The organism is Halomonas sp. THAF5a (assembly GCF_009363755.1).
GTDB lineage: Bacteria > Pseudomonadota > Gammaproteobacteria > Pseudomonadales > Halomonadaceae > Halomonas.
Genome location: NZ_CP045417.1, coordinates 528755 through 553050, shown reverse-complemented (window position 1 = coordinate 553050; position 24296 = coordinate 528755). Strand labels below are relative to the sequence as shown.

The 24296-nt window shown below is 71.3% G+C and carries 23 protein-coding genes; 7 read left to right on the top strand and 16 right to left on the bottom strand.

Annotated features, from left to right (window positions below):
- Nucleotides 1-3: 3 nt before the first annotated feature.
- Complete coding sequence (locus FIU83_RS02470) at nucleotides 4-921, top strand: ion transporter (RefSeq protein WP_152482604.1); 918 nt, start codon at nucleotides 4-6, stop codon at nucleotides 919-921.
- Between the two features lie 30 nt (nucleotides 922-951).
- Here FIU83_RS02470 and FIU83_RS02465 read toward each other — a convergent pair whose 3' ends face one another.
- The gene (locus tag FIU83_RS02465) at nucleotides 952-1575 is read right to left on the bottom strand and encodes an L-threonylcarbamoyladenylate synthase (RefSeq protein WP_152482603.1); all 624 of its coding nucleotides are present in this window, start codon (nucleotides 1573-1575) and stop codon (nucleotides 952-954) included.
- 72 nt (nucleotides 1576-1647) lie between these two features.
- The gene (locus tag FIU83_RS02460) at nucleotides 1648-2547 is read right to left on the bottom strand and encodes a PHP domain-containing protein (RefSeq protein WP_152482602.1); all 900 of its coding nucleotides are present in this window, start codon (nucleotides 2545-2547) and stop codon (nucleotides 1648-1650) included.
- A gap of 119 nt (nucleotides 2548-2666) precedes the next feature.
- Between FIU83_RS02460 and FIU83_RS02455 the strand changes: the two genes are divergently transcribed.
- Together FIU83_RS02455 and mnmC are read left to right on the top strand one after the other, a co-directional pair.
- A complete protein-coding gene (locus tag FIU83_RS02455) occupies nucleotides 2667-2966 on the top strand; it encodes a YciI family protein (protein ID WP_152485217.1) in 300 nt (99 codons plus the stop codon).
- Between the two features lie 173 nt (nucleotides 2967-3139).
- A complete protein-coding gene (gene mnmC, locus FIU83_RS02450) occupies nucleotides 3140-5200 on the top strand; it encodes a bifunctional tRNA (5-methylaminomethyl-2-thiouridine)(34)-methyltransferase MnmD/FAD-dependent 5-carboxymethylaminomethyl-2-thiouridine(34) oxidoreductase MnmC (protein WP_152482601.1) in 2061 nt (686 codons plus the stop codon).
- Between the two features lie 57 nt (nucleotides 5201-5257).
- On the opposite strand, the gene FIU83_RS02445 is transcribed toward mnmC, so the two are convergent.
- Nucleotides 5258-6166, bottom strand: coding sequence for a LysR substrate-binding domain-containing protein (locus FIU83_RS02445; RefSeq protein WP_152482600.1), 909 nt, complete (start codon nucleotides 6164-6166; stop codon nucleotides 5258-5260).
- A gap of 108 nt (nucleotides 6167-6274) precedes the next feature.
- Here FIU83_RS02445 and FIU83_RS02440 point away from each other — a divergent pair, with 108 nt between their 5' ends.
- On the top strand, nucleotides 6275-7417 hold the full coding sequence (locus FIU83_RS02440; RefSeq protein ID WP_152482599.1) for a TauD/TfdA family dioxygenase: 1143 nt from the start codon (nucleotides 6275-6277) through the stop codon (nucleotides 7415-7417).
- Nucleotides 7414-8004, top strand: coding sequence for an HD domain-containing protein (locus FIU83_RS02435; protein WP_152482598.1), 591 nt, complete (start codon nucleotides 7414-7416; stop codon nucleotides 8002-8004). The genes FIU83_RS02440 and FIU83_RS02435 overlap by 4 nt, the downstream gene beginning before the upstream one ends.
- A gap of 110 nt (nucleotides 8005-8114) precedes the next feature.
- Here the strand turns inward: FIU83_RS02435 and FIU83_RS02430 are convergent, their stop codons facing one another.
- The 13 genes from FIU83_RS02430 to ccmA all read right to left on the bottom strand — a co-directional run bounded on the left by FIU83_RS02430 (nucleotide 8115) and on the right by ccmA (nucleotide 22974).
- Nucleotides 8115-8387, bottom strand: coding sequence for a YheU family protein (locus FIU83_RS02430; protein WP_152482597.1), 273 nt, complete (start codon nucleotides 8385-8387; stop codon nucleotides 8115-8117).
- The gene (ligA, locus tag FIU83_RS02425) at nucleotides 8384-10429 is read right to left on the bottom strand and encodes an NAD-dependent DNA ligase LigA (RefSeq protein WP_152482596.1); all 2046 of its coding nucleotides are present in this window, start codon (nucleotides 10427-10429) and stop codon (nucleotides 8384-8386) included. Before ligA ends, FIU83_RS02430 begins: the two co-directional genes overlap by 4 nt.
- Nucleotides 10430-10560: 131 nt before the next feature.
- The gene (zipA, locus tag FIU83_RS02420; RefSeq protein WP_152482595.1) at nucleotides 10561-12141 is read right to left on the bottom strand and encodes a cell division protein ZipA; all 1581 of its coding nucleotides are present in this window, start codon (nucleotides 12139-12141) and stop codon (nucleotides 10561-10563) included.
- 227 nt (nucleotides 12142-12368) lie between these two features.
- Nucleotides 12369-15863 carry a chromosome segregation protein SMC gene (smc, locus tag FIU83_RS02415; protein ID WP_152482594.1) on the bottom strand — a complete coding sequence of 1165 codons (3495 nt, stop codon included), beginning with the start codon at nucleotides 15861-15863 and terminating at the stop codon, nucleotides 12369-12371.
- A 4-nt stretch (nucleotides 15864-15867) separates the two neighbouring features.
- Complete coding sequence (gene ccmI / locus FIU83_RS02410) at nucleotides 15868-17127, bottom strand: c-type cytochrome biogenesis protein CcmI (RefSeq protein ID WP_152482593.1); 1260 nt, start codon at nucleotides 17125-17127, stop codon at nucleotides 15868-15870.
- The gene (locus tag FIU83_RS02405) at nucleotides 17124-17594 is read right to left on the bottom strand and encodes a cytochrome c-type biogenesis protein (protein ID WP_152482592.1); all 471 of its coding nucleotides are present in this window, start codon (nucleotides 17592-17594) and stop codon (nucleotides 17124-17126) included. The genes ccmI and FIU83_RS02405 overlap by 4 nt, the downstream gene beginning before the upstream one ends.
- A complete protein-coding gene (locus FIU83_RS02400) occupies nucleotides 17582-18112 on the bottom strand; it encodes a DsbE family thiol:disulfide interchange protein (RefSeq protein ID WP_152482591.1) in 531 nt (176 codons plus the stop codon). The genes FIU83_RS02405 and FIU83_RS02400 overlap by 13 nt, the downstream gene beginning before the upstream one ends.
- Nucleotides 18109-20112 carry a heme lyase CcmF/NrfE family subunit gene (locus tag FIU83_RS02395; RefSeq protein WP_152482590.1) on the bottom strand — a complete coding sequence of 668 codons (2004 nt, stop codon included), beginning with the start codon at nucleotides 20110-20112 and terminating at the stop codon, nucleotides 18109-18111. The genes FIU83_RS02400 and FIU83_RS02395 overlap by 4 nt, the downstream gene beginning before the upstream one ends.
- Nucleotides 20113-20124: 12 nt before the next feature.
- The gene (ccmE, locus tag FIU83_RS02390) at nucleotides 20125-20631 is read right to left on the bottom strand and encodes a cytochrome c maturation protein CcmE (protein WP_152482589.1); all 507 of its coding nucleotides are present in this window, start codon (nucleotides 20629-20631) and stop codon (nucleotides 20125-20127) included.
- Nucleotides 20621-20845 carry a heme exporter protein CcmD gene (gene ccmD / locus FIU83_RS02385; protein ID WP_152482588.1) on the bottom strand — a complete coding sequence of 75 codons (225 nt, stop codon included), beginning with the start codon at nucleotides 20843-20845 and terminating at the stop codon, nucleotides 20621-20623. Before ccmD ends, ccmE begins: the two co-directional genes overlap by 11 nt.
- Complete coding sequence (locus tag FIU83_RS02380) at nucleotides 20845-21585, bottom strand: heme ABC transporter permease (RefSeq protein ID WP_152482587.1); 741 nt, start codon at nucleotides 21583-21585, stop codon at nucleotides 20845-20847. Before FIU83_RS02380 ends, ccmD begins: the two co-directional genes overlap by 1 nt.
- A gap of 14 nt (nucleotides 21586-21599) precedes the next feature.
- Nucleotides 21600-22343: a heme exporter protein CcmB gene (gene ccmB, locus FIU83_RS02375; protein ID WP_152482586.1), complete on the bottom strand. Its 744-nt coding sequence runs from the start codon at nucleotides 22341-22343 to the stop codon at nucleotides 21600-21602.
- On the bottom strand, nucleotides 22330-22974 hold the full coding sequence (gene ccmA / locus FIU83_RS02370; RefSeq protein WP_152482585.1) for a cytochrome c biogenesis heme-transporting ATPase CcmA: 645 nt from the start codon (nucleotides 22972-22974) through the stop codon (nucleotides 22330-22332). The genes ccmB and ccmA overlap by 14 nt, the downstream gene beginning before the upstream one ends.
- Before the next feature lie 205 nt (nucleotides 22975-23179).
- On the opposite strand from ccmA, the gene lexA reads away from it, so the two are divergent.
- Together lexA and FIU83_RS02360 are read left to right on the top strand one after the other, a co-directional pair.
- Nucleotides 23180-23650, top strand: coding sequence for a transcriptional repressor LexA (gene lexA, locus FIU83_RS02365; RefSeq protein ID WP_152482584.1), 471 nt, complete (start codon nucleotides 23180-23182; stop codon nucleotides 23648-23650).
- Nucleotides 23650-24270 (top strand): YigZ family protein, encoded by a 621-nt coding sequence (locus FIU83_RS02360; protein ID WP_152482583.1) that lies wholly within the window; start codon nucleotides 23650-23652, stop codon nucleotides 24268-24270. Before lexA ends, FIU83_RS02360 begins: the two co-directional genes overlap by 1 nt.
- Nucleotides 24271-24296 lie beyond the last annotated feature (26 nt).

Below are 24296 nucleotides of genomic sequence, written 5' to 3'. Positions count from 1 at the left end.
CTCGTGAACTACCTCCCCAAGCCCGCGGGCGAAGGCTTGCGCACCCGGGTCTTCCAGATCATCTTCGAATCCGACACCCCGCTGGCCAAGGGCTTCGACATCGCCCTGATCGGGGCGATACTGGCCAGCGTACTGGTGGTGATGCTGGAGAGCATCGCGAGCCTGCGCGCCGGCCACGCGGCGCTCTTCTACTGGATCGAGTGGGGCTTCACCCTCGCCTTCACCCTCGAGCTCGCGGTGCGCCTCTACTGCCTCGAGCGCCCGCTGCAGTACCTCAAGAGCTTCTACGGCATCATCGACCTGGTGGCGATCCTGCCCACCTGGCTGGCCCTGGTGCTGCCCGGCGCCCAGTCGCTGGTGGTGGTGCGCCTGCTGCGCACCCTGCGCATCTTCCGGGTGCTGCGGCTGATGGAGTTCGTCGGCGAGGGGCGGCTGCTGGTCGACGCCCTCAAGCGCAGCGGCCACCAGATCTTCCTGTTCCTGTTCACCGTCTTCATGCTGGTGACCATCTTCGCCTCGCTCGTCTACCTGATCGAGCCCGAGGAGGCCGGCTTCACCAGCATCCCCAAGGCGATCTACTGGGCCGTGGTCACCCTGACCACGGTGGGCTACGGCGACATCACCCCGGTCACCCCGCTGGGCCAGGCGATCTCGGTGATGGTGATGCTGATCGGCTACTCGATCATCGCGGTGCCCACGGGGGTCTTCTCCGCCGAGGTGATCCGCTCGATCCGCGCCGACCGCTACTCCGACGAGGCCTGCCCGGGCTGCGGCCATGACCGCCACGAGCAGCGCGCCCGCTACTGCCTGCGCTGCGGCACCTGGCTGGACGAGGACACGCCCGACCCGCGCCTGGCCGAACAGGCCCGGACGGACACGGACGAGGAGGAGGACGACGGGACGTCGACGCCGCCGCGCTGAGCCGGCGGCGCCGTGGGGCCTGGCCGGGCGTCAGACCTGGAAGGGGGCGACGTCGCCGCGCCCCTCGCGCACCACGGTGGGCGGCAGGTCACGCAGGTCGATCACGCTGGTCGCCTCCAGGTGACAGGCGCCGCCGTCGATGATCAGGTCGAGATGGGCGCCGAAGCGCTCCCGGATCTCCTCGGCGTCGGTCATCGGCAGCTCCTCACCCACCGGGATCAGGGTCACGCTCATCAACGGCTCGCCCAGCGCCTCGAGCAGGGCCCGGGTGATCTGGTGGTCCGGCACCCGCACGCCGATGGAGCGGCGCTTGGGGTGCAGCAGCAGCCGCGGCACCTCGGTGGTGGCGTCGAGGATGAAGGTGTAGGCCCCGGGGGTGTGCGCCTTCAGCAGCCGGAAGACCGTGTTGTCCACCTTGGCGTAGGTGCCGATCTCGGAGAGATCCGAGCAGACCAGGGTGAAGTTGTGCTTGTCGTCCAGCGAGCGCAGCCACTTGATCTTCTCGATGGCCTTCTTGTCGCCCAGGTGGCAGCCCAGGGCATAGCCGGAGTCGGTCGGGTAGGCGATCACCCCGCCGCGGCGGATGATCTGGATCGCCTGGTCGATCAGGCGCTTCTGGGGATTGTCCGGGTGGATCTGGAAGAACTGGCTCATCGCGAGCTCCCTGTTCGGTGACCGGAAATGGCGTAGCGCCACGATACCACGCACCGCCGGACTCGGCCGCGCTCAGCCGGCGGTCGCGACGAGGCCAGCCAGGCGCGGGTGGGTCCAGACCGGTGGCGTGGCGGTGCGCGGCACCGGGCTCATGCTGCCCGGGGCCAGGTGGCCGCCGGGGAAGTGGAAGTCGCTGCCCACCGACCCGTAGAGATCGCGCTCCTGGAGCTGGCGCGCCAGGTCGCGGGTCACGTCGGGGTTCTGGAAGCCGCTGACCAGCTCCGCGGCCTGGCCGCCGGCGGCGGCGAAGTCGTCGAGCAGCAGCCCGCGCTTGCGCCGGGTCAGGCCGTGGCGCAGCGGATGGGCGAGCACCGCCACCCCGCCGGCGTCGAGGATCCAGGCCACCGCCGTGGCGAGAAAGGGCCAGTGGGCCTTGATGTCGCCGGCCTTGCCGTTGCCGAGGTGCTTCTTGAATGCGGTGCCGATGTCGGGCACCAGCCCCGCCGCGACCAGCGCCCGGGCGAAGTCGGGCCGCCCCAGCGGGCGCTCGCTCCCGGCCTGCTCCCGGGCCCGGGCCAGGGCGTCCGTCAGGCCGATCTTCTCGAGCCGCTCGGCGATGCGGAGGGAGCGCTGCTCCCGGGCCTCGGCCTGGGCGGCGAGCCCCGCCACCAAGTCGCCCTTCGGTCCCTCGGGCAGCAGGCCCACCACGTGGATGTTGATGCCGCGCCACTGGGTCGAGAGCTCGGTGCCGGGAATCAGGCCGATGCCCTGCTCGCGAGCGGCGGCCTGGGCCGCCTCGATGCCGTCCACGGTGTCGTGATCGGTCAGCGCCATCAGGGTCACGCCCTTGGCCCGGCACAGAGCTACCACCTCGGCCGGCGGCAGGGCGCCGTCGGAGGCCGTGGAGTGCATGTGCAGGTCGACGCTGTGGGGGTCGCCCTCGAATCGGGCGGGAGGTGCGGTCATGGGCATGACGCCGGCAGGTGACTTTGTCAGAATATCCCGACATGGTGCTCGCGCGGCCGGTGACGGTCAATGTCGAGGCCATCGGCCCCGCGGCGCGAGCCGCCCACCACCGAGGAAGAACCGCGATGCTCTACGCCATCATCAGTGAAGATGTGAACGACAGCCTGGAACGGCGCCTGGCCGCCCGTCCGGATCACCTGGCTCGCCTCGAGGCGCTGCGCGACGAGGGCCGCCTGGTGCTGGCCGGCCCGCACCCGGCCATCGACAGCAACGACCCGGGCGAGGCCGGCTTCACGGGGAGCCTGGTGGTCGCCGAGTTCGAGAGCCTCGAGAGCGCCCAGGCCTGGGCCGATGCCGACCCCTACATGATCGCCGGCGTCTACGCCCGGGCGACCGTGAAGCCGTTCAAGAAGGTCCTGCCCTGACCCTCGCCCACCGCTTGTCTTGTCCACAGCCGGTTTCCCACAGCTGCTGTGGACAAGCCTGTTGAAACGCCGCGGACGCCTTGCGCCAGCCCCGATGCCGGGCCGCCGCGGCGGCATCGATCAAACCTTGATCACCCCCTCTGCCCCGAGACCGGACCGACCGGAGCCCCGCCGTGACCGCTGCCCCCGACGCCCTGCCGCCGCTCGCCGGCCTTCAGACCGCCCGCCTCGACTGGCGCCAGGACGACAGCGGCGAGAGCGCCCCTCACTCCAGCGCCTTCGACGACGTCTATTTCTCGCGTCATGACGGCCGTGCCGAGACCGAGCACGTCTTCCTGGCCGCCAATCGCCTGCCCGAACGCTTCCGGGAGTGGCAGGCGACGCGCCCCTTCGTCATCGGCGAGACCGGCTTCGGCACCGGTCTCAACATGCTCTGCGCCTGGGCCTGCTTCGACGCCCACGCCCCGGCGGCGGCGCGGCTGCACCTGGTCTCCACCGAGAAGTTTCCGCTCGCCCGCGATGACCTGGCCCGGGCGCTCGCCGCCTGGCCGGACCTGGCCGAGCGCGCCGCCGCGCTGGTGGCCCAGTGGCCGGAGCCGGTGGCCGGCGTGCATCGCCTGTGGCTCGACCGCCGCGTGACCCTGGACCTGCACTTCGGCGACACCACCGAGCGCCTGGCGCTGCTCGACGGCGCCGTGGACGCCTGGTTCCTGGACGGCTTCGCGCCGTCGAAGAATCCCGAGATGTGGCACGACGCGCTGTTCGCCGCCATGGCCGCGCGCTCGCGCCCGGGCGCCACCTTCGCCACCTTCACCTGCGCCGGGGTGGTCAAGCGCGGCCTCAGGGCCGCCGGCTTCGCCTGGCGCAAGGTGCCGGGCTTCGGCCGCAAGCGCGAGATGCTGGCCGGCGAGATCGAGACGCCCCCGGCGGACGAACGCCGCCGCGCCACGCCCTGGTTCACGCCGCCCGCGGCGCGACCGGCCCGCCGCGTGGCGGTGATCGGCGCCGGACTCGCCGGCACCACCGTGGCCGCCGCCCTGGCCCGTCGCGGCGTGGCGGTGACGCTGATCGACCGCGAGGGCCCCGGCGCCGGCGCCTCGGGCAACGCCCAGGGCGCGCTCTACGTGAAGCTCGCCGCCGACACCAACCTGCAGAGCCGCGCCTACCTGGCCGGGCTGCTGCATGCCCGACGCTGGCTCGAGGCGCTGGACCCCGACCAGGCGCTGTGGTCGCCCGGCGGCGTGCTGCAGCTGGCCACCGGCGAGCGCGAGGCGCGCCGCCAGGCCCGCTTCCTGGCCAACCATCCGCTGCCGACGAGCGTGGTGCGCGGCGTCGACGCCGAGGAAGCCGGCCGGCTCGCCGGGCTCGACCTGCCCCACGGCGGGCTCGACTATCCCCTGGCCGGCTGGGTGCGTCCGGATGCGCTGTGCCGCCGGCTGGCGGCGAGCGACGGCGTGAGCGCCGTCCGGGGCGAGGTGCGCGGGCTCTCGCCCATCGCGGAAGAGGACGAGAACGGCGGCTGGCGGCTGACGCTGTCAGGCGACGATGGCGGGGGTAAAAACGAAGAGCACACGATTGAGGTCGATCAGGTGGTGATCGCCGCGGCGACCGCCTCCAACGGCTTCGATCAGACCGCCGCCCTGCCCCTGCAGCCGGTGCGCGGGCAGATCTCGCGGCTGACGCTGCCGCCAGGCGCCCCCGCGCCGGCGCGGGTGGTGTGCGCCGGCGGCTACGCCATGCCGCCGCTGAACGGCCAACTGACCTTCGGCGCCAGCTTCGCGCCCAACGACGCCGACGCCACCGCCCGCGAGGCCGATCACGCCTTCAACCTCGAGGAGCTCGAGCGCACCCTGCCCGGCTATCCCGCCGCGCTGGCCGAGGCCGGCGCCGATCTCTCGCCGGCGGCGCTGGGCGGGCGCGCCGCGGTGCGCGCGGCGAGCCCCGACAAGTCGCCCTACGCCGGCCCGGTGCCCGACGCCGAGGCCTGGCGCCACGACTATGCCGCCATGGCCAAGGACGCCACCCGGATCCCGGCGACGCCGGGCCGCCATCACCCGGGGCTGTGGATCAGCGCCGCCCATGGCTCCCGCGGCCTTTCCAGCGCGCCGCTCACCGCTGAGCTGATCGCCTCGCGCCTCTGCGACGAACCGCTGCCGCTGGAGGCACCGCTGGCCGACCATCTGCATCCCGGGCGACGCGTGATCCGCGACCTGATCAGGGGCCAGGGGCGCTGACACGGTGGCGCCCGCCGCGGCCTGGCGCCGCGGTCACGCCAGGGCAAGGCGCGCGGCCTAGGCCGGCTCGCGGCGCTCGATCTCCGCGGTCACCCAGCGAATGATCTCGCCGATCAGGGCGCTGTGGGCATAGCGGGTGCGCAGGATATAGCCGTGGCTCTCGCGGCGGATCGGCGGCGCCAGCGGGATCAGGCTACCGTCTCCGAGCGCCTCCTCGACCAGCAGATCCCAGCCAAGCGCGATGCCCTTGCCGGCCTGGGCCGCATTGATCAGCAGCGGATAGTTGTTGTAGCGGAACACCGCCCCCTCTTCCTCGAACGGCACCCCCGCCAGCGCACACCACTCGCGCCAGTCGATCCAGCGCGAATTGCGCTCGTCCATGTGCAGCAGCGGCAGCGCCATCCAGCGTTCCGGGCCATCCCCCGCCTCGATTCCGTGCGCGGCGGCGAAGGCGGGGCTGCAGACCGGAAACACCTCCTCGGGGGTGAAGAGATCGCCCGGCTCGCTCTCGCGATCGCAGTGGATGGCGATATCGGCCAGGTGATCCTGATCGTCCCGGTCGACCGCCAGCACCTCGATCTCCACCCGGGGGAAGGCCGCCTCGAGCCGGGCGAGCCTGGGCAGCAGCCACAGGTGGGCGAAGCCGAAGTTGGCGGCGATCAGCACCCGGGGCCGGGTCGAGCGCGCCCGCGCCCGCAGCTCGCGGGTGGCGCCGGTGAGGCGCTTGAGCGCCGGCGCGATCTCGTCGTAGTAGCGCAGCGCCTCCCGGGTCGGCGCCAGGCCGGCGCCGCTGCGTTCGAAGAGCACCAGCCCCACCTGGCCCTCGAGACCGCGGATGCGCTGGGAGATCGCCGGCTGGGTGGCGCCCAGCGCCCTGGCCGCTGCGGTCAGCGAGCCGAGGCGCAGGGTGGTTTCGAAGGCGATCAACGCCTTGAGGCTGGGCAGTGCGTCGTCGGTGTCGGCCATAAGGCAACTCTATGGGAGGCATAAGATGGGCGCGCCTACCTGGCGCCTGGCCGATGCGTAGAATGCCGGCCCACACGTTTCGTCAGGGCCAAGATGATGTCAGACCCCATGTTTCACGTCCAAGAATCCCCCGCCAAGGTCTTCGCCACCGATGCCTCCGGCACCCGCACCGAGCTGCCGGCCCTGTGGCTTCGCGAGCGCTGCCAGGAACCGGAGAGCCTCGACGGCCCCACCCAGCAGCGGCTGTTCAACCCGCACCGGCTCGACCCGGAGCTGACCCTGGTGGCGGCCGAGCCTCTCGGCGGCCACTGGGCGCGGCTGACCTTCAGCGACGGCCACAGCGGGCGCTATGACCTGCGCCACTTCGCCGACGACTTCGATCACGAGGACGGCCTGCCCACCCCGCGGCCCTGGACCAGCGACATCGACTTCGCCTCCATCACCCGCGACTGGCAGGCGCTCTCGGATCACGACGCCTTCCGCGAGGCCCTCGAGACCTACCTGCGCCACGGGGTGATCATCCTCAGGAACGTGCCCACCGACGGCGCGCGCCTGGTCGAGGTCGGCGAGACCTTCGGCCACGTGCGCTCGACCAACTTCGGCAAGTACTTCGAGGTCTGCTCGCGCCCCGAGTCCAACGACCTGGCCTATCGCAGCGTGCCGCTGGCGCCGCACACCGACAATCCCTATCGCGACCCGGTCCCCGGTATCCAGCTGCTGCACTGCCTGACCAACGAGACCACCGGTGGCCTGTCGACGCTGGTCGACAGCCTGGCCGTCGCCGAGCAGCTGCGCGCCGAGGACCCGGAGGGCTATCACCTGCTGGCCACCGTGCCGGTGCGCTTCCGCTTCATCGACGACGGGGTCGAGCTGATCGAGCGCCGGCCGATGATCCACCTCGATGCCATGGGCAAGATGGACGGCGTGCACTACAGTCCGCGCCTGGACTACCTGCCGCTGATGGACGAGCACAGCACCAAGGCCTTTCACCGCGCCCGCCGCCGCCTCGGCGAGCTGTTCTCCCACCCGGACTACGAGATCCAGTTCCCGCTGGGCGACGGCGAGCTGATGATGTTCGACAACAACCGGGTGCTGCACGGCCGCACCTCCTACGACCAGAACGAGGGCTTCCGCCACCTGCAGGGCTGCTACATCGACCGTGACGGCCCCACCGGCCACTACCGGGCAATCGTCAAGCAGGAGCGCGCCCAACAAGCCACCGCGACCAACGAGAGCGTGACCGCCGCATGACTACCGTATCGTTCACCCAGATGAAGGACGGCACCAAGGCCGACTACGAGCTGCTCGGCGAGCTCGAGGAACGCTTCGTCGAGGCGCTGCCCGAACGCATCCTCGAGGCCCTCAAGGCGCTGGAGAACACCCTCTCCGGCTACCGGGTCTCGCGGCTCGAGCACGTGCTGCAGTCCGCCACCCGCGCCGAGGACGACGGCGAGGACGAGGAGATGATCGTGGCGGCGCTGATCCACGACCTCGGCGACGACCTGGCGCCCCACAACCACTCCCAGTACGCCGCCTCGATCATCCGCCCCTATGTGCGGGCCGAGGTGACCTGGATCATCGAGCACCACGGGCTGTTCCAGAACTACTACTACATCCACCACTTCGGCGGCGACCCGCTGGAGCGGGACCGCTACGAGGGCCATCCCTGGTACCAGCGCTGCGTCGACTTCTGCGAGCGCTGGGATCAGGCGTCCTTCGACCCGGACTACCCGACCCGGTCGCTCGAGCACTTCGCGCCCATGGTGCGGCGCATCTTCAGCCGCCCGGCCTTCGCCCCGTCGGTCGTCGGCGACGAGAGCGCCCGCCACCACCTGTGAGGCAGCGGGCGGCGCCAGCCCCGGCGACCGCGCCTCGGCCCACCGAAACGGCGCCCCTCGGGGCGCCGTTTTTCATGCCGGGCTGACGCGCTCGCCGCGCCTCGGCGGCATCAGCCTTCCTCCTCGTCATCGGCCAGGTCGCGGCCTAAGGCGCGCCACTGGACCAGGGTCATCACCTCGGTGGACTCGGTCTCGAGGTCGTGGGCGATCAGCAACTCGCCGCGCTCGAGCTGGCCCTTGAGCTGGCCGACCCAGCCGCGCATGCCCTCGCCGGTGTCGGTGGTGTCGTAGCCCTGGCGGGTGACGAAGGCCTCCAGCAGGCCATCCAGGGTCTCCGGCGGCAGCATGCGGTAGGGCACCTCGATAAAGCGATCACCGTTCATGAATCGGACTCTCCCTGTTCCCAGCGCTCCAGGCGTTGCAGAAATGTCTCTTCGTCGATGACCGGCACCCCCATCTGCTCGGCCTTCTCTCGCTTGCTGCCGGCGGCGTCGCCGGCCACCACGCAGGCGGTCTTCCTCGAGACGCTGCCGGCCACCTTGGCCCCCAGCGCCTGGAGGCGCGCCTTGCCCTGGTCCCGGGTCATGCTCTCGAGCGTCCCGGTGAGCACCCAGCTCTGGCCGGCCAGGGGCTGGGGGCGCTCGCCGACACGCTCCTCCTCCCAGGTCAGACCGCAGGCCAGCAGGTCCTCGATGGTCTCGCGGTTGTGCGGCTGCTGGAAGAAGGTGTGAACGTGGGCCGCGACGATGGGTCCCACGTCATCCACCGCCTCCAGGGCGGGCACGTCGGCCCCCATCAGCGCCTCCAGGCTGCCGAAGTGGCGGGCCAGGTGGGCGGCGGTGGCCTCGCCCACCTCGCGGATGCCCAGGGCGAAGATGAAGCGGCCAAGCGTCGTCTGCCGGGCCTTGTCGAGGGCCGCCACCAGGTTCTCGGAGGACTTCTTGCCCATCCGCGGAAGCGTGGCGAGGCGTTCGGCCTCGAGCCGGAACAGATCCGCCGGGGTGCTCACCCACTCGCGCTCCACCAGCGCCTCGATCAGCTTCTCGCCCAGGCCATCGATATCCAGCGCGCGGCGCGAGGCGAAGTGCTTGAGGGCCTCCTTGCGTTGGGCGGGGCAGTAGAGCCCGCCGGAGCAGCGCGCCACCACCTCGCCCTCGAGGTGCTCGATCTCGGAGCCGCAGGCCGGGCAGTGGTCGGGGAAGACAATCGTCTCGGCGTCGACAGGGCGGCGTTCGGTGAGAACCCGCACCACCTGGGGGATGACGTCGCCGGCCCGGCGGATCGCCACGGTATCGCCGATCCTCACGTCGAGCCGGGCGATCTCGTCGGCGTTGTGCAGGGTCGCGTTGGAGACGGTGACCCCGGCCACCGAGACCGGCTCGAGCCGCGCCACCGGGGTGATCGCCCCGGTGCGCCCGACCTGGAACTCCACATCGTTGAGCCGGGTGGTCTCCTCCTGGGCGGGAAACTTGAAGGCGACCGCCCAGCGCGGGGCGCGGGCGACGAAGCCCAGCTCGCGCTGCAGGCGCAGGTCGTCGACCTTGATCACCACGCCGTCGATGTCGTAGCCGAGGCGGTCGCGCTTCTCGCCGAGGGCGCGGCAGTAGTCGATGATGCCCTCGGCGCCCTCCACGACGGCGAGCTCCTGGCTGGTGCGAAAGCCCAGGTCGCCGAGCCGCGCCATCAGCTCACTGTGGCTGGCGTCGCCCGGCTCCGGCTCGAGACGCGCCACCTGGTAGGCGCTGAACTCCAGCGGCCGGGTGGCGGTGATCCGGGGATCGAGCTGGCGCAGGCTGCCGGCGGCGGCGTTGCGCGGATTGGCGAACACCTTGGTCTCCTCCTCCCGCGCCCGGTCGTTCAGCGCCTCGAAGCCCGCGTGGCTGATGATCACCTCGCCGCGCACCTCGAGCAGCGCGGGCGGGTCGTCGCCGCGCAGCTTGAGCGGGATGGAACGCAGGGTGCGCAGGTTGGAAGTGATCCCCTCGCCGGTGCGGCCGTCCCCCCGGGTGACCCCGGCGATCAGCTCACCGTGTTCATAGACCAGCGAGACGGCGGCGCCGTCGAGCTTGGGCTCGCAGCAGAAGGCCAGCGGCTCGCCATGGGACTCGAGGCGGTCGGCGACGCGGCGCACGAAGGCCTTGATCTCCTCCTCGTTGAAGGCGTTGTCCAGGGAGAGCATCGGCACGGCGTGGGCCACCTCGGGGAAGCCCGCCGCCGGCGCGGCCCCGACCCGCTGGGTGGGGGAGTCGGCGGTCGCCAGGTCGGGATGCGCGGCCTCGATCTCCTGCAGGCGGCGCAGCCGGCGGTCGTAGTCGGCGTCGGTCATGCGCGGCTCGTCGAGCACGTAGTAGCGGTAGTTGGCGTCGTCGAGCTCGGCGCGCAGGCGCGTCGCCTCTTCCTGAATCGATGGATCGGTCTGGCTCATGGGGCAATCTGGGTCTCGATCGATGGCGAGGGCTTCGATCCGCGAAGCCGGTGGGCGCTAGCTTACCAAAGCAACGCCCCCCGACGGGATGCCGTCGGGGGGCGTCTCGATCGCCGCCGGGGTGCCGGCGACTAGTTGGCCTGGTAGCGGTTGAGGCGGTTGCGGCGCTCGAACTCCTGCACCCGCTGGCGGGCGAACTCCACGGTCTGGGCGGTCATCACGCTCTGGTGCTCGTCCTTCAGCACGCCCCCCAGGTGGCGAACGATGACCATGGCGGTCTCGACCATGGCCTCGAAGGCCGCCGCGGTGTCGCTGGCCCCCGGCAGCGGCATCAGCAGGGTGATGCCCTGGGTGCGGAAGTCGTCCATGGCCTCGATGGGGAAGGTGCCCGGCTTGACCACGTTGACCATCGAGAACTGCAGGCGGCTGTCCGGGTCCTCGGTCTCGAAGCGATGGAAGATTCCCATGTCGCGCCCGTAGCGCAGCCCGCAGGCCAGCATCAGGTCGAGCAGCGCGGTACCCGAGAAGCCCTCCTCGTCCCGGGACATCACGCTGATCACCAGGATCTCCTCGGCGTGACTCAGGGTCTCGCGGGCGTGCTCGGCGTTGACGTCATGGCGCAGCGCCTTCTCGAGCACCGGGTGGGCGCGCACCACGTCGTCGCGCGGCGGGCGCTCGTCGACGGCGTCCTCGACGGGCGCCTCCGCCGGCCTGTCCGCCGCCGGGTCGTGTGCCTCGGCGGCCTCATGGCGCCGCGACGGGGTGAAGAGCGGATCATCCTCGTCGCCATGGGCGACCGACTCGGCCTCGAGGCGACGCCGCTCGCTCTCGCGAATGGCAGCCTCGTGCTCGGCCTTCTTGCGTTCGGCCGCCTCCCGGGCGGCCTTCTCGGCGCGGGCCTGCTCGCGACGCTGCTTCTCGTCGCGCCTGTGCTCGCGACGGTCGTGCAGCGACTTCTGCAGCGATGCCCCGAAGCGCTGCATGGACGAGCCGACGCGCTTCGAGCCGCTCTTCAGGGAGTCGCCCATGCCCTCGAAATCGACCAGTCGGTAGCGTTCCTCGTCGGCGTAGGCGTCGTGATCCTCGGGGTCGGCAGCCAGGACGCCGATCTCCTCGGCCGCCTTCTCCTCCTCACCCTCCCGGGCCTCGGTCGGGTCCGGGTGAGTAAGCGCCGGCTCACGGCGTGCCTCGGCGGCCTCGCGAGCGGAGCGATCGCCATCCTCCTGTGCGGTCGCCGTGGCAGACGCCGCAGCGGCAGCGCGAGGCGCCTCACGCTTCACGACCTCGTCATGGCGCTCGTCCGGCTCGGCCTGCGGGGCAGCCGGGCGGGGCACCTCATGGGCGGTCGCCGGCGATGCGGCCTCCTGCCGGATGGCCGCCTCGGCCGGCCTGGCGGTCTCGGCGTGGCGCCGGAACTCCGACAGCACCCGAGACGGGCCGGGGTGCTCCTGGCGCTGCAGCTTCGGCTTGGGACGCACGCCGCCCTCGTCGGCCGGTCTGACGACCCGCGCCCCTCCGTTGGGCAGCTCCCAGTTGATCTCGGCCTGTCGGGCCTCGGCGTCGGGATCCGCCACGGGCGCGTCAGCCGCACCGCCCTCGACCTGGTCCAGGCGTGGGACGCGACGTTGACGCTGCAGGCGACGCACGCCATCGATGACGATGAGGGTCACCAACGCCAGCCCGAGTATGATCAGCCACTCTCTCAATTCCATGGGTCGTCATGCCTTTCGCTAAGGCGCCATGCCTGATGGTTGTCCGTCAACAGCATAGCGCGATTGCCAAAAAAAGGGCCAATTCTTTTATTTGTCAAGCGCGGCATTGTCATTGCCTTCACCCGACCTGACCCATCGCAATCGCCCTTCAGGTTCCCCCTGCGTCCATGCACTACCGTCGTCTTTATCATCCTTGTTAACCCGTTTGCCGTTGACGTTCAAGCCCGTCAGGCCTCGGCCAGGGCCGCGGCCTCCTCGACGCCGACCGATACCAGGCGGGAGACCCCAGGTTCCTGCATGGTCACCCCCATCAGTCGCTCCGATGCCTCCATGGCAATCTTGTTGTGGGTGATGTAGATGAACTGAACGGTATCAGACATCTCCTTCACCAGCTTGGCGTAGCGTCCGACGTTCGCATCATCCAGCGGCGCATCGACCTCGTCGAGCATGCAGAAGGGCGCCGGATTGAGCTGGAAGATGGCGAAGACCATCGAGAGCGCGGTGAGGGCCTTTTCCCCCCCGGAGAGCAGGTGAATGGTGCTGTTCTTCTTGCCGGGCGGACGCGCCATGATGGCCACGCCCGTCTCCAGCAAATCCTCGCCGGTCAGGGTCAGCCATGCGGTTCCCCCGCCGAAGACTCGCGGGAAAAGGCCCTGCAGTCCGTTGTTGACTCGCTCGAAGGTGTCGCGGAATCGCGTCCGGGTTTCCTGGTCGATCCGGCGGATCGCCCGATCCAGGGTCTCCAGCGCCTCGCTGAGCTCGGCGTGCTGGGCCTCCAGGTAGTCGCGACGCTCGGCCTGCTGGTCGTACTCCTCGATGGCCGCCAGGTTGATGGCCCCCAGGCGCCGGATGCGCTCGCCGACCTCCTCCAGCCGGGTCTGCCAGGCGGATTCGGTGGCGTTGGGGTCGAGGTGCTCGGCCAGGGTCGCGGCATCGTGGTTCAGCTCGGCGAGCTGCTCGTCCTGGGTCTCGGCCTTGAGCGCCAGCGCCTGGACCTGCATGCGCGACTCCTGCAAGCGCTCGCGAATCCCCTCGAGGTTGCGCTCGTGCCCCTGGCGCGCCTGCTCGTCCTCGCGCAGCCGCTCGACCAGCTCGGCGGCCCGGGCGCGGGTCTCGTTGAGCACCCGCTCCTCGCGCTCGCGGCGAGTCAGCAGCTCGTCGAGGCGCTCGCGGCGCTCCTCATCGGGCTCGTGGAGCCCCTCGCGGGCCTCCTCCAGCTCGGCGCAGCGCAGCTCGAGGCGCTCGCGGGCCTCACCGGCCCGGCCCTGCTGCTCGGCCAGGCCGGAGCGCTCGGTGGCCAACCGCTCCTGCTCGAGGGCCAGGCGCTGGGCCCGGTCGGCCAGCGGACGCTGGCGGGCGCGCAGCGCGGTCAGCCGCTCCCGGGCCTCGCGGCGCTGCCGCTCGAGGCGCTCGCGGGTCTCGGCGCCCTCCTCCAGTCGCGCCATGGCCGCCTGCCACTGCTCGCGAGCCTCCTCGATGGCCAGCATCGCCTCCTCGCGGGATTCGGCCAGCCCCGCGAGCTCCTCGGCGAGCTCGGCGGCGCGCCCTTCCAGGTGCTCCAGGCGGCTGGCGAGCCCGCTCTCCTGCACGGCCAGCTGCTGGCGCTGCTGTTCGAGTTCGCGCTCCTCCTGGCGCGTGCGTTCCAGGGACGCCTCGGCCTGCTCGACCCGGGCCACGGCCGCCTCGAGGCGCTGCTCCTGTTCGTCGAGGCGCGCCACCACCTCACCGAGGCTCTCGCGCACCTCCGCCTCGCGGCGGCGGCTGACCAGCAGGGCATCGGGGCCGGCACCGGCGCCGCGATGGCGCACCCAGCCCGTGCCCAGCCAGAGGCCGTCGGGCGTGATCAGGCTCTCGCCGGCGGCGAGTTCCTCGCGGGCGGCCCAGGCCGCCTCGCGGCTCTCGACGCAGCGGATGCCGGCCAGCCACTGGCCGGCGGCGCCGGCGCCGCGCACCCGGGCGGCGAGGCTCGCCGCCGGGGCCGGCAGCTCCTCGGCCTCGAGCAGGCCGAGCTCGGCCTGGGGCGGCGTGGCCATGGCCTCCCGGGAGGCGTCCCGCGTCGCCAGGCGCGCGCTCAGCCAGGGCGAGAGCACCCAGGAGACCGCCGCCTCCCAGCCGGGGTCGACCTCGAGCGCCTCGCCGAGGCGCGGCCGCCCGCCCAGGCCGTGGGCGTCCAGATGGGCGTCGAGGGCCTCGTCATGATCGGCCAGGGCGGCCTCGATCAGGGCCTCCAGCGAGGCCAGCTCGCCCTGCAGGGTGCTGCGCCGCTGGCGGTCGGTCTCGCGGGCCTCCTCGGCCTCGCGCGCCTCGCCCCGGGCGGCGTCGCGTTCGGCCTGCAGCGCCTCGCGGCTGGCCTCGAGCTCGGCCAGCCGGGCCTCGAGCTCGGCGTGGCGCTCGGCCAGCTCGCGACGCTGTTCGCCGAGGCCGGCGATATCGGGAAGCTCCTCGTGCTGCTGGCGGCGGCGGCGCTCGTCGGCGGCGAGGCGTTCGAGGCCGCCCTCCAGGTCGCGCAGGCGGTCCTGGGCGCGCTCGGCCTCGCGGCTCTGCTCCTGCCAGCGCTCGCCGAAGCTCTCCCAGGCGGCCTCGGCCTCCTCGGCGAGGGGGTCGGCCTCCTCCAGGGCGGCCTCCAGCTCGGCGAGCTGCTCGGCGACCTCCTCCTGCTCGGGCCCCAGGGTCTCCAGGCGCTCCTCGAGGCGCGCCAGGCGCTCGCCGTCGTCGTCGCCCAGGCGGGCGAGCTCGGCGAGCTCGCGGCGCGCGGCCTCGAGGTCCCGGGCCAGCTGCTGGTCCCGGGAGCGGGTGTGCTCCAGGTCCTGCTCGAGGCGCGCGATGGCGGTGGTGGTCTCGTAGAAGCTCGACTGGCGGCCATCCAGCTCCTCGGCCAGGCGGTCGTGCTCGGCACGGGCTTCCTCGAGGCGCGTCTCGGCCTGGCGCATGCCGAGGACCTCGCGCTCCACCGCGGTCTCGAGCTCGCGGACGCGGTTCTCCTCCTCGGTCTGGCTGGCGCGCAGGGCGCGACCGCGCAGCAGCGCGAGCTCGCCCTTGAGGCGGTGCTCCTCCTGCTTGAGGTTCTGGTAACGGCGCGCCGCCTCGGCCTGGCGCTTCAAGCGCTCGAGCTGCTTGTCGAGCTCCTCGCGGATGTCCTCCAGGCGCTCCAGGTTCTCCTGGGTGCGACGCATGCGGTTCTCGGTCTCGCGCCGCCGCTCCTTGTACTTGGAGATGCCGGCGGCCTCCTCGAGGGTCGCGCGCAGCTCCTCGGGACGCGCCTCGATCAGCCGCGAGATCATTCCCTGGCCGATGATGGCGTAGGAGCGCGGCCCCAGCCCGGTGCCCAGGAAGAGGTCGGCGATATCGCGGCGCCGGCACTTCTGGCCGTTGAAGAAGTAGGTGGACTGGGCGTCCCGGGTGACCTGGCGCTTGACCGCGATCTCGGCGTACTGGCCGTAGATGCCGCCCATGGCGCCGTCGCGGTTGTCGAAGATCAGCTCGATGGAGGCCATGCCCACCGGCTTGCGGCCGGTGGAGCCGTTGAAGATGACGTCGGTCATCGACTCGCCGCGCAGGGTCTTGGCCGAGGACTCGCCCATGACCCAGCGCACGGCGTCGATGATGTTGGACTTGCCGCAGCCGTTGGGGCCGACGATGGCGGTCATGTTGCCGTCGAAGGGCACGGTGACCGGATCGACGAAGGACTTGAAGCCCGCCAGGCGAATCGAGGTCAAACGCATGGGCTTACTCGACGACCCGGTCGATCACTACCTCGACGGCGTCGCCGTCGATGCGGCCCACCGCGACCCCGCCGCGGGTGCCCACCAGGTCGCCCGGCTGGGGGGTGGCCTCGCCGCTTCGGGAGACGCGCACCGTCAGGCGCGCCGTCTCCACCTGGGAGAGCCTGGCCATCGGCGCCATGGCATCGGCGTCGTCGAGCACCGTGGTCAGCGGCAGCTCGCCCAGGGTCGTGCGCGCCACGGCCAGCGGCGGCAGCTCGCCGGCGGGGTCGCGGGCGACCACGAAGACGCTGGCGTCGTCGCCGAGCCGGCCGGCGAGCTCGTCGGCCAGGCGTACCCGCACGGCGATGCCCGGCCCCTCGGCGACGGCCGGCCGGGTCGGGTCGGGCTCGACCGGGTCGGTAGCGACGCCCAGGCGCTGCTGGGCGACGCGGATGCCCTCGCGCAGGGCCTCGGCGGAGTCGGGGTTGCTCATGCCGGCGATGGCGCGGCGCCAGCGGTCGATGGCGGTCTCATAGTCACCACTCTCGAAGGCCTCGACGCCGAGCAGGCCGAGCACCGTGGGCTGGGCGGGCTCGTCGGCCAGCACCTCGTCGACCAGCGCCTGGACCTCATCGGTCAGCTCGCGGCCGGCGGCGAAGTAGCGGATCTGGGCGAGCTCGGCGAGCAGCCAGGGCTTTCGCCCCTCCAGGTCGATCAGTCGTTCCAGGGCGCGGGTGGCCGCCTCGATGCGGCCGCTGTCGCGATAGAGCGGGAAGAGCGAGCGCCAGACGTTGGGGTTGTCCGGCTGACGCTCGGCCTGTTCCTCGAGGCCCTCGATCAGCATCGGCAGCGAGCCCTCGGGGTCGCTCATCACCTGGCGCTGCACGGCGTGGAGGGCGAGGTCCCCCTCGGCGCCCTCCTGGTGGTACCAGGCGACGCTGGCCAGCACCACGGCGATCATCACCACCGGCACCACCAGCCGCCCTGCGGCGGGGGACCTGAGCGGGGCGCGCTCGAGGTGCTCGGTGTCCTCGAGCAGGCTGCGCTCGAGCTCCAGGCGATCCTCCTCGAGGCGCTCGGCGTCGATCTCGCCGCGGGCGTGGGCGGCCTCGAGCGAGGCCAGGCGGCGACGGTAGATGGCGAGGTTCTGTTCGGTGGTGCGGTCGTTGGCCTCGCTGTCACGCTGGGCCGCGTGCACGGCCGCGGCACGACGCAACGGGGCCACCAGCAACCACAGGGCCGGCAGCAGCAGCACGGCCAGGGCGATCCATAGCAGGGTCATTCGTCTCTCTCGCGATTGATCAGGGCATCCAGGCGCTCACGCTCCTCGGCGCTCAGGGCGCGGGCCGAGCTGCGGCGCCGCGCGCGCACCATCAGCACCACCACCACGGCACCGAGCAGCACCAGCGCGGCGGGCAGCCCCCACAGCAGCAGGGTGCGGCCCTCGAGGCGGGGGTTGTAGAGCACGTAGTCGCCGAAGCGGCGCACCATGAAGTCGAGGATCTCCTTGTCGGAGCGCCCGTCCTGGAGCTGGGCGTAGACCCGGTCGCGCATGTCGCCGGCGATCGGCGAGTCGGAGTCGCCGATCGCCTGGTTCTCGCACTTGGGGCAGCGCAGGCTGGCGGTCAGGTCCCGGTAGCGCTGCTCGGTGACCGGGTCGTCGAACTCGCGCACCTCGATGCCCGCGGCCTGGGCGAGCAGCGGCAGGAGGAGCAGGGCGGCCAGCAGGCCGCGCATCAGTCGCGCCATTTTTCCACCTCCGGCAGGATCGTCTCGCGCACGTCGTCCGGCTTGATGTAGCCGGTGTGGTGATAGCGGATGATGCCCTCACGATCGACCAGGAAGGTCTCCGGGGCGCCATAGACGCCGAGGTCGAAGCCCAGGGTCCCCTCGGGGTCGAAGACGTTGACCTCGAAGGGGTTGCCGAACTCGGCCAGGAACTCGCGACCCTTCTCCCGGGTGTCCTTGTAGTCGACGCCGACCAGGCGCACGCCGCGATCGGCGAGGTCCAGGAGCTGGGGCATCTCCTGCTTGCAGGTCGGGCACCACTCGCCCCAGACATTGACCAGGGTGACCTCGCCCTCGAGCAGCGAGGCGTCGACGAGGCGTTCGGGATCCTCCAGGGTCGAGAGCTCGAAGGCCGGGAACTCCCGGGCCATCAGCGCCGAGTCGCGCTCGAAGGGGTTCATCGACAGCCCCTGGTAGAGGAAGCCCCCCAGCACCAGGAAGCCGATCAGCGGCAGCAGCAGCAACAGGCGACGCTTCATGCCGTGGCCTCCCGGGTGCCCGCCACGGCGCCCTGCTCGGGGTCGCGGGCGGTCGCGGTGCGCCGGTAGCGGCGATCGGCCACCGCCAGGATGCCGCCCGCCGCCATCAGCAAGCCGCCCAGCCACAGCCAGCGCACGAAGGGCTTGTACTGCAGGCGCATCGCCCAGCTGCCGTCCTCGAGGTCCTCGCCCATGGCGACATAGAGGTCACGGAACAGCCCCGGGCGCAGGGCGACGTCGGTCATCGGCATGCCCCGGGCGAGGTAGAGGCGCTTCTCGGGGGTCATGGTGAAGGCGCGCTGGCTCTCGCCGCGGCTCACCTCGATCTCGGCGAAGTCGGCCAGGAAGTTGGGGCCGCGGCGGCTGCCAAGCTCGGTCATGGTGAAGGTGTAGCCGGCGAGCTCCACGCTGTCGCCCACGCCCATGCGCACGTTGCGGTCGATGGCGTAGTGGGAGACCACGGTGACGCCGATGATGGTCACCGCCACGCCCAGGTGGCCGAGGATCATGCCCCAGTAGGCGAGCGACAGCCGCCGGGCGCCCGCCAGCCGGCCCGCGGAGTGACGCGTCTTGGCCCAGAGATCGCGGACCATGGGCAGCACGACCCAGAGCGCGACCAGCACGCCGAGGCTGACCTGGAGGTTCCACTCGCCGCGATAGAGCAGCGGCGCCAGGGCGCCGATGATCAGGGCGACCAGGCCGGCGAGCCAGCTGCGCTTGAGGAGGTCGCGCCCGTCGGTGCGTTTCCAGCGCGCCAGCGGCCCGAGCCCCATGAACAGGCACAGCACCACCGTCAGCGGCACGAAGAGCGCATTGAAGTAGGGCGGGCCCACGCTGATCTTGCCGAGGTTCATGGCGTCGAGGAGCAGCGGGTAGACCGTGCCCAGCAGCACCGTGACGGTCATGATCACCAGCAGGATGTTGTTGATCAGCAGCAGGGCGTCACGCGACAGCCAGCTGAAGCCGACCTGGTGGCTGACCCGCGGCGCGCGCAGCGCGAACAGCAGCAGCGACAGGCCCACGGTGATGCCCAGCAGCACCAGGATGAAGAGCCCCCGGGAGGGATCGTTGGCGAAGGCATGCACCGAGGTGAGCACCCCGGAGCGCACCAGGAAGGTGCCCAGCAGCGACAGCGAGAAGGTGGAGATCGCCAGCAGCACCGTCCAGCTCTTGAAGGCGCCGCGCTTCTCGGTCACCGCCAGGGAGTGGATCAGCGCGGTGCCGGCGAGCCAGGGCAGCAGCGAGGCGTTCTCGACCGGGTCCCAGAACCACCAGCCACCCCAGCCGAGCTCGTAGTAGGCCCACCAGCTGCCGAGGGCGATGCCGACGGTGAGGAAGGCCCAGGCGACGTTGGTCCAGGGCCGCGCCCAGCGGGTCCAGGCGGCGTCCAGGCGGCCGCCCAGCAGCGCCGCGATGGCGAAGGCGAAGACCACCGAGAAGCCCACGTAGCCCATGTAGAGCATCGGCGGATGGACGATCAGGCCGAAGTCCTGGAGCAGCGGATTGAGGTCGGCGCCGTCCTGGGGGACGTCGGGCAGCAGCCGCTCGAAGGGATTGGAGGTGATCAGCACGAAGGCCAGAAAGCCGACGCTGACCAGCCCCATCACGCCCAGCACCCGGGCCAGCATGTCCCGGGGCAGCTCGCGGGAGAAGCGGCTCACCGCGAAGGTCCAGCCGCCGAGGATCAGGCTCCACAGCAGCACCGAACCCTCGTGGTTGCCCCAGACGGCGCTGGCCTTGTAGTACCAGGGCAGCATCGAATTGGAGTTGTTGGCCACGTTGGCCACGCTGAAGTCGTCCAGCAGGTAGCTGGCGGTCAGGCAGGCGTAGGCGATGGCCAGGAACAGGAACTGGCCGGTCGCCATGGGCCGTGCGTAGGCCATCCACAGCGGGCGGCGGGTCGCCGCGCCGGCCAGCGGCATCACGCCCTGGACCAGCGCCATCAGCAGGGCAATGATCAGGGCGAAGTGGCCGATTTCGGGGATCATCAGGGTCTGCATGGACACTCCGGATCAGTTCTGGCCGGCGCCGTCTTGCTGCGCCTCGAGCCGTTTGCCCACCTCGGCCGCCTTGGCCTGGTAGTCCTCCGGCGAATAGCCGGCCTCCTCCAGCGCCTGGGCCACCTCGGGGGGCATGTAGTTCTCGTCGTGGCGGGCCAGCACCTGGTCGGCGAGCAGCCAGCCGCCCTCCTGAAGCTCGCCGACGACCACCACGCCCTGCCCCTCGCGGAACAGGTCGGGCAGGATGCCGCTGTAGCGCACCTCGACGTCCTCGACGTAGTCGGTCACGGTGAACACCACCTCGAGGCTGTCCGGGTCGCGCTCCACCGTGCCCTCGCGCACCATGCCGCCGGCGCGGATCTGGCGCTCCAGCGGGGCGTCCCCGGCGCTGATCTGCACCGGGCTGAAGAAGAGGTTGATGTTGCTGCGCAGGGCGTAGAGGGTCAGGCCCACGGCGATGGCGGCCAGCGAGACCAGCCCCAGGATCACGAACAGTTTCTGCTTGCGTTTAGCTCTCACGGGCGGGGCCCTCTTGATGTGGATCCGGTGTCGAGGCGTCGCGGCGCTGCTCTCGGCGGGCCCGGCGGCGCAGGTCGCGCAGCAGCGCCCGGCGTTCGGCGCGGGCGTGGATCACCACGCCGAGCAGCAGCGCACCGGTCAGGCCCCAGGAGGCCCAGACGTAGACGCCATGGCCGCCCATGGCCAGGAAGGCCGAGAGGGACTCGAAGGCCATCAGGACACCTCCTCGGCGAGCTCGCGCACCCAGCGCTTGTTCGATTCGCGACGCAGGATCTCGCTGCGGGTGCGCATCAGGGTCACCGCGATGAAGAAGCTGTAGAACCCCAGCACCATGATCAGAAGCGGCGCCCACATCTCCATCGGCATGGCCGGACGGGAGGTGACGCTGAAGGTGGCGGGCTGGTGCAGGGTGTACCACCAGTCCACCGAGTACTTGATGATGGGGATGTTGATCACGCCCACCATGGCCAGCACCGAGGCGGCCCGGGAGGCGCTGTCGCGGCTCGAGAAGGCGCCGCGCAGGGCGATCACGCCGAGGTACAGGAACAGCAGGATCAGCATCGAGGTGAGGCGCGCGTCCCACATCCACCAGGTGCCCCAGGTGGGCACGCCCCACACCGCGCCGGAGAACAGCGCCACGAAGGTCATGGCCGCGCCCAGCGGGGCCATCATCGCCGCCGCCATGTCGGCGACCTTGATCTTCCAGACCATGAAGACGACGCCCGCCACCGCCATGCTGGCGAAGATCGACTGGGCCAGGAAGGCCGCCGGCACGTGCACGTAGATGATGCGGAAGCTGTTGCCCTGCTGGTAGTCGGCCGGCGCGAAGGCCAGCCCCCAGACGCTGCCGACGACGATCAACAGCGCCGCCGCCGCCCAGAACCAGGGTGAGAGCCGCGCGCTGATGCCATAGAACCACTTGGGGGATCCGAGCTTGTGTATGAAGGCCCACATGCCGATTGTCGTCCTCAACCGTTGATACTGATGCGCAGTGACGCCGCGATCGCCCAGGGGGCCAGGATCAGCGCCACGGCCAGGAGCGCGCCGAGAATCGCCAGGTGCGCCGCGACCCCCGCGCCGAAGATGGCCGCCTGCACGGCACCGGCGCCGAAGATCAGCACCGGGATGTAGAGCGGCAGCACCAGCAGCGAGAGCAGCACGCCGCCCCGGGAGAGCCCCACGGTCAGCGCCGCGCCGATGGCGCCGATCAGGCTCAGGCTGGCGCTGCCCAGCGCCAGCGACAGCGCCAGCACCGCATAGCTGCCCGCCGGCAGCGCCAGCATGATGCCCAGCACCGGTGCCATCAGCGCCAGCGGCAGGCCGGTCAGCAGCCAGTGCACCGCCACCTTGGCCAGCGCCAGCGCCGGCAGCGGCTGGGGCGAGAGCAGCAGCTGCTCCAGGGAGCCGTCGTCGTAATCGCTGCGAAACAGGCTGTCCAGGGAGAGCAGGGCCGCCAGCAGCGCCGCCACCCACAGGAGGCCCGGGGCGATGGTCGCCAGCAGTTCCGGATCCGGCGAGATGCCGATCGGGAACAGGGTGATCACCAGGGCGAAGAACACCAGCGGGTTCAGCACCTCGCTGCGCCGGCGCAGCAGCAGCAGCAGGTCGCGTTTCAGCGTCGCCCGGATTGCGACCCCGGCGCCGCCCTCGGGTTCCCGGCATCGCGACACGGCGTCCCGCTCCTCGGCCAGGTGAGGGTCAGCCTTCGGCATGTTGCCCCCCCTGACCGAGCCGGACGCGCCGCAGGGCGGGCGAGTCGGCGAGCTCATGGTGGGTGGTGACCAGCACGCAGCCGCCGCGGCGGGCATGGGCGACCAGGCGCGCCTCGAGGACCGCGACGCCATCGCGGTCGATGGCGGTAAAGGGCTCGTCGAGCACCCACAGCGGCCGCGGGATCAGCTCCAGGCGAGCCAGGGCCACGCGGCGCTGCTGGCCGGCGGAGAGCTGCCCGGCCGGCAGGTCCTCGAACCCCCGAAGGCCCACGGCCGCGAGCGCCGCGAAGCGTGCGGCCTCGTCGCCGGGCTCGCCGGCGAGAGCCTGGTACCAGGCGAGGTTCTCCAGCGGTGTCAGGGCGGCCTTGACGCCCGGGGCATGGCCCAGATAGAGCAGATTGGCCAGGAAGTCCTGGCGCGCGCGGCGCATGGGGTGCTCGTTCCAGTAGAGCTCACCGTCGAAGTCGGCCAGCTGCCCGGAGAGGATCTTCAGCAGGGTGGTCTTGCCGCTGCCGTTGGGGCCCTCCACGCGGACGATCTCGCCGGCATGGATATCCAGATCCAGGTCTTTGAACAGCCAGCGATCGTCCCGCTCACAGGCCAGCTTTCGGGCTTGCAGACGCAGGCTCAAGGCACTCTCCCGGCATGGATAATGGCGCCCGGAACTCTACACGGAAAGGGCCCTGGCTACCAGTCGAGCGGGTTGCGTCAGCCGGTCGCAGGGGCCCCGGATCGCGCGTTGCGTGAAGCGCTTTCCCTTGTCAGTTGCCGAGCGCCTGCTATGCTCGTTAAACACTGTATGTATCGACAGGTTTAGACGACCGGGGAGAGACCGAATGCCCAACGTCACACCGCAGTACCTGCAGCGCCGACCCAACCTGCCCCTGGCCGAGGCCTGGGAGCCCATCGAGGCCGACGCCCTGACCGAGATCCCGATGCTGGGCCAGGTCTCGGCGGGCCTGCCCATCGAGGCCTGCCCCGAGGCCGGCAGCATCCGCGTGCCGACGACCATGGTCCGCCGCAACACCTACGCCCTGCGGGTGCGCGGCGACTCCATGGTCGATTGCAATATCTTCGACGGGGATGTGATCATCATCGAACGCCGCGAGAGCGCCGAGAACGGCGAGACCGCCGTGGTGATGATCAACGACCAGGAGGTCACCCTGAAGAAGTTCTACATCGAGAAGTCCGGGGTGCGCCTGCAGCCGGCCAACGAGCGCATGGCGCCGATCTACCTGCGCAACGACGACGTCCAGGTGATCGGCCTGGTGATGGGCGTGGTGCGCCAGACGGAACTGGCCGCCTGATGCGCTACGCGGTGCCCGACCTCTCGCACGGCCAGCGGCACGAGAGCGAGCTCGAGGTGGAGAAGAGCCGCTTCCTCGCCTGGGTCTGCCACGCCCCGGACGCGGCCGCCTTCGAGGCCCTGCTCGGCGAGGCCCGCCGGCTCCATCCCAACGCCAGCCACCACTGCAGCGCCTTCATCGCCGGGCCGCCCGGCGAGCAGACCGCCATCGGCTTCTCCGACGACGGCGAACCCGGCGGCACCGCCGGGCGCCCGATGTTCCAGGTGCTGGACGGCGCGGCCCTCGGCCAGGTGGGCTGCGTGGTGATCCGCTACTTCGGCGGCACCAAGCTCGGCACCGGGGGGCTGGCCCGCGCCTACGCCCGGGCCGTCGCCCAGGCGCTGGAGACCCTGCCCCGCCGCGCGGTGGTCGAGCGCGCGCCGCTGCGCCTCAGGGTCGACTTCGCCGGCGAGGCCGAGGCCCGCGCCTGGCTGACCGAGCGCGAGGTGCCGGTCGAGCAGGCCGACTACGGCGCCGAGGGAGTCGAGCTCACCGTGGGCTGGCCGAGCGACGCCCCGGCCGACCTGAGCGCGCTTTCGACCCGCCTGCGCGGCCGCCTCGCCCTGCTGCCGGACGACTGAGCGCCCTGCCCTGCTCCCGCCACCAC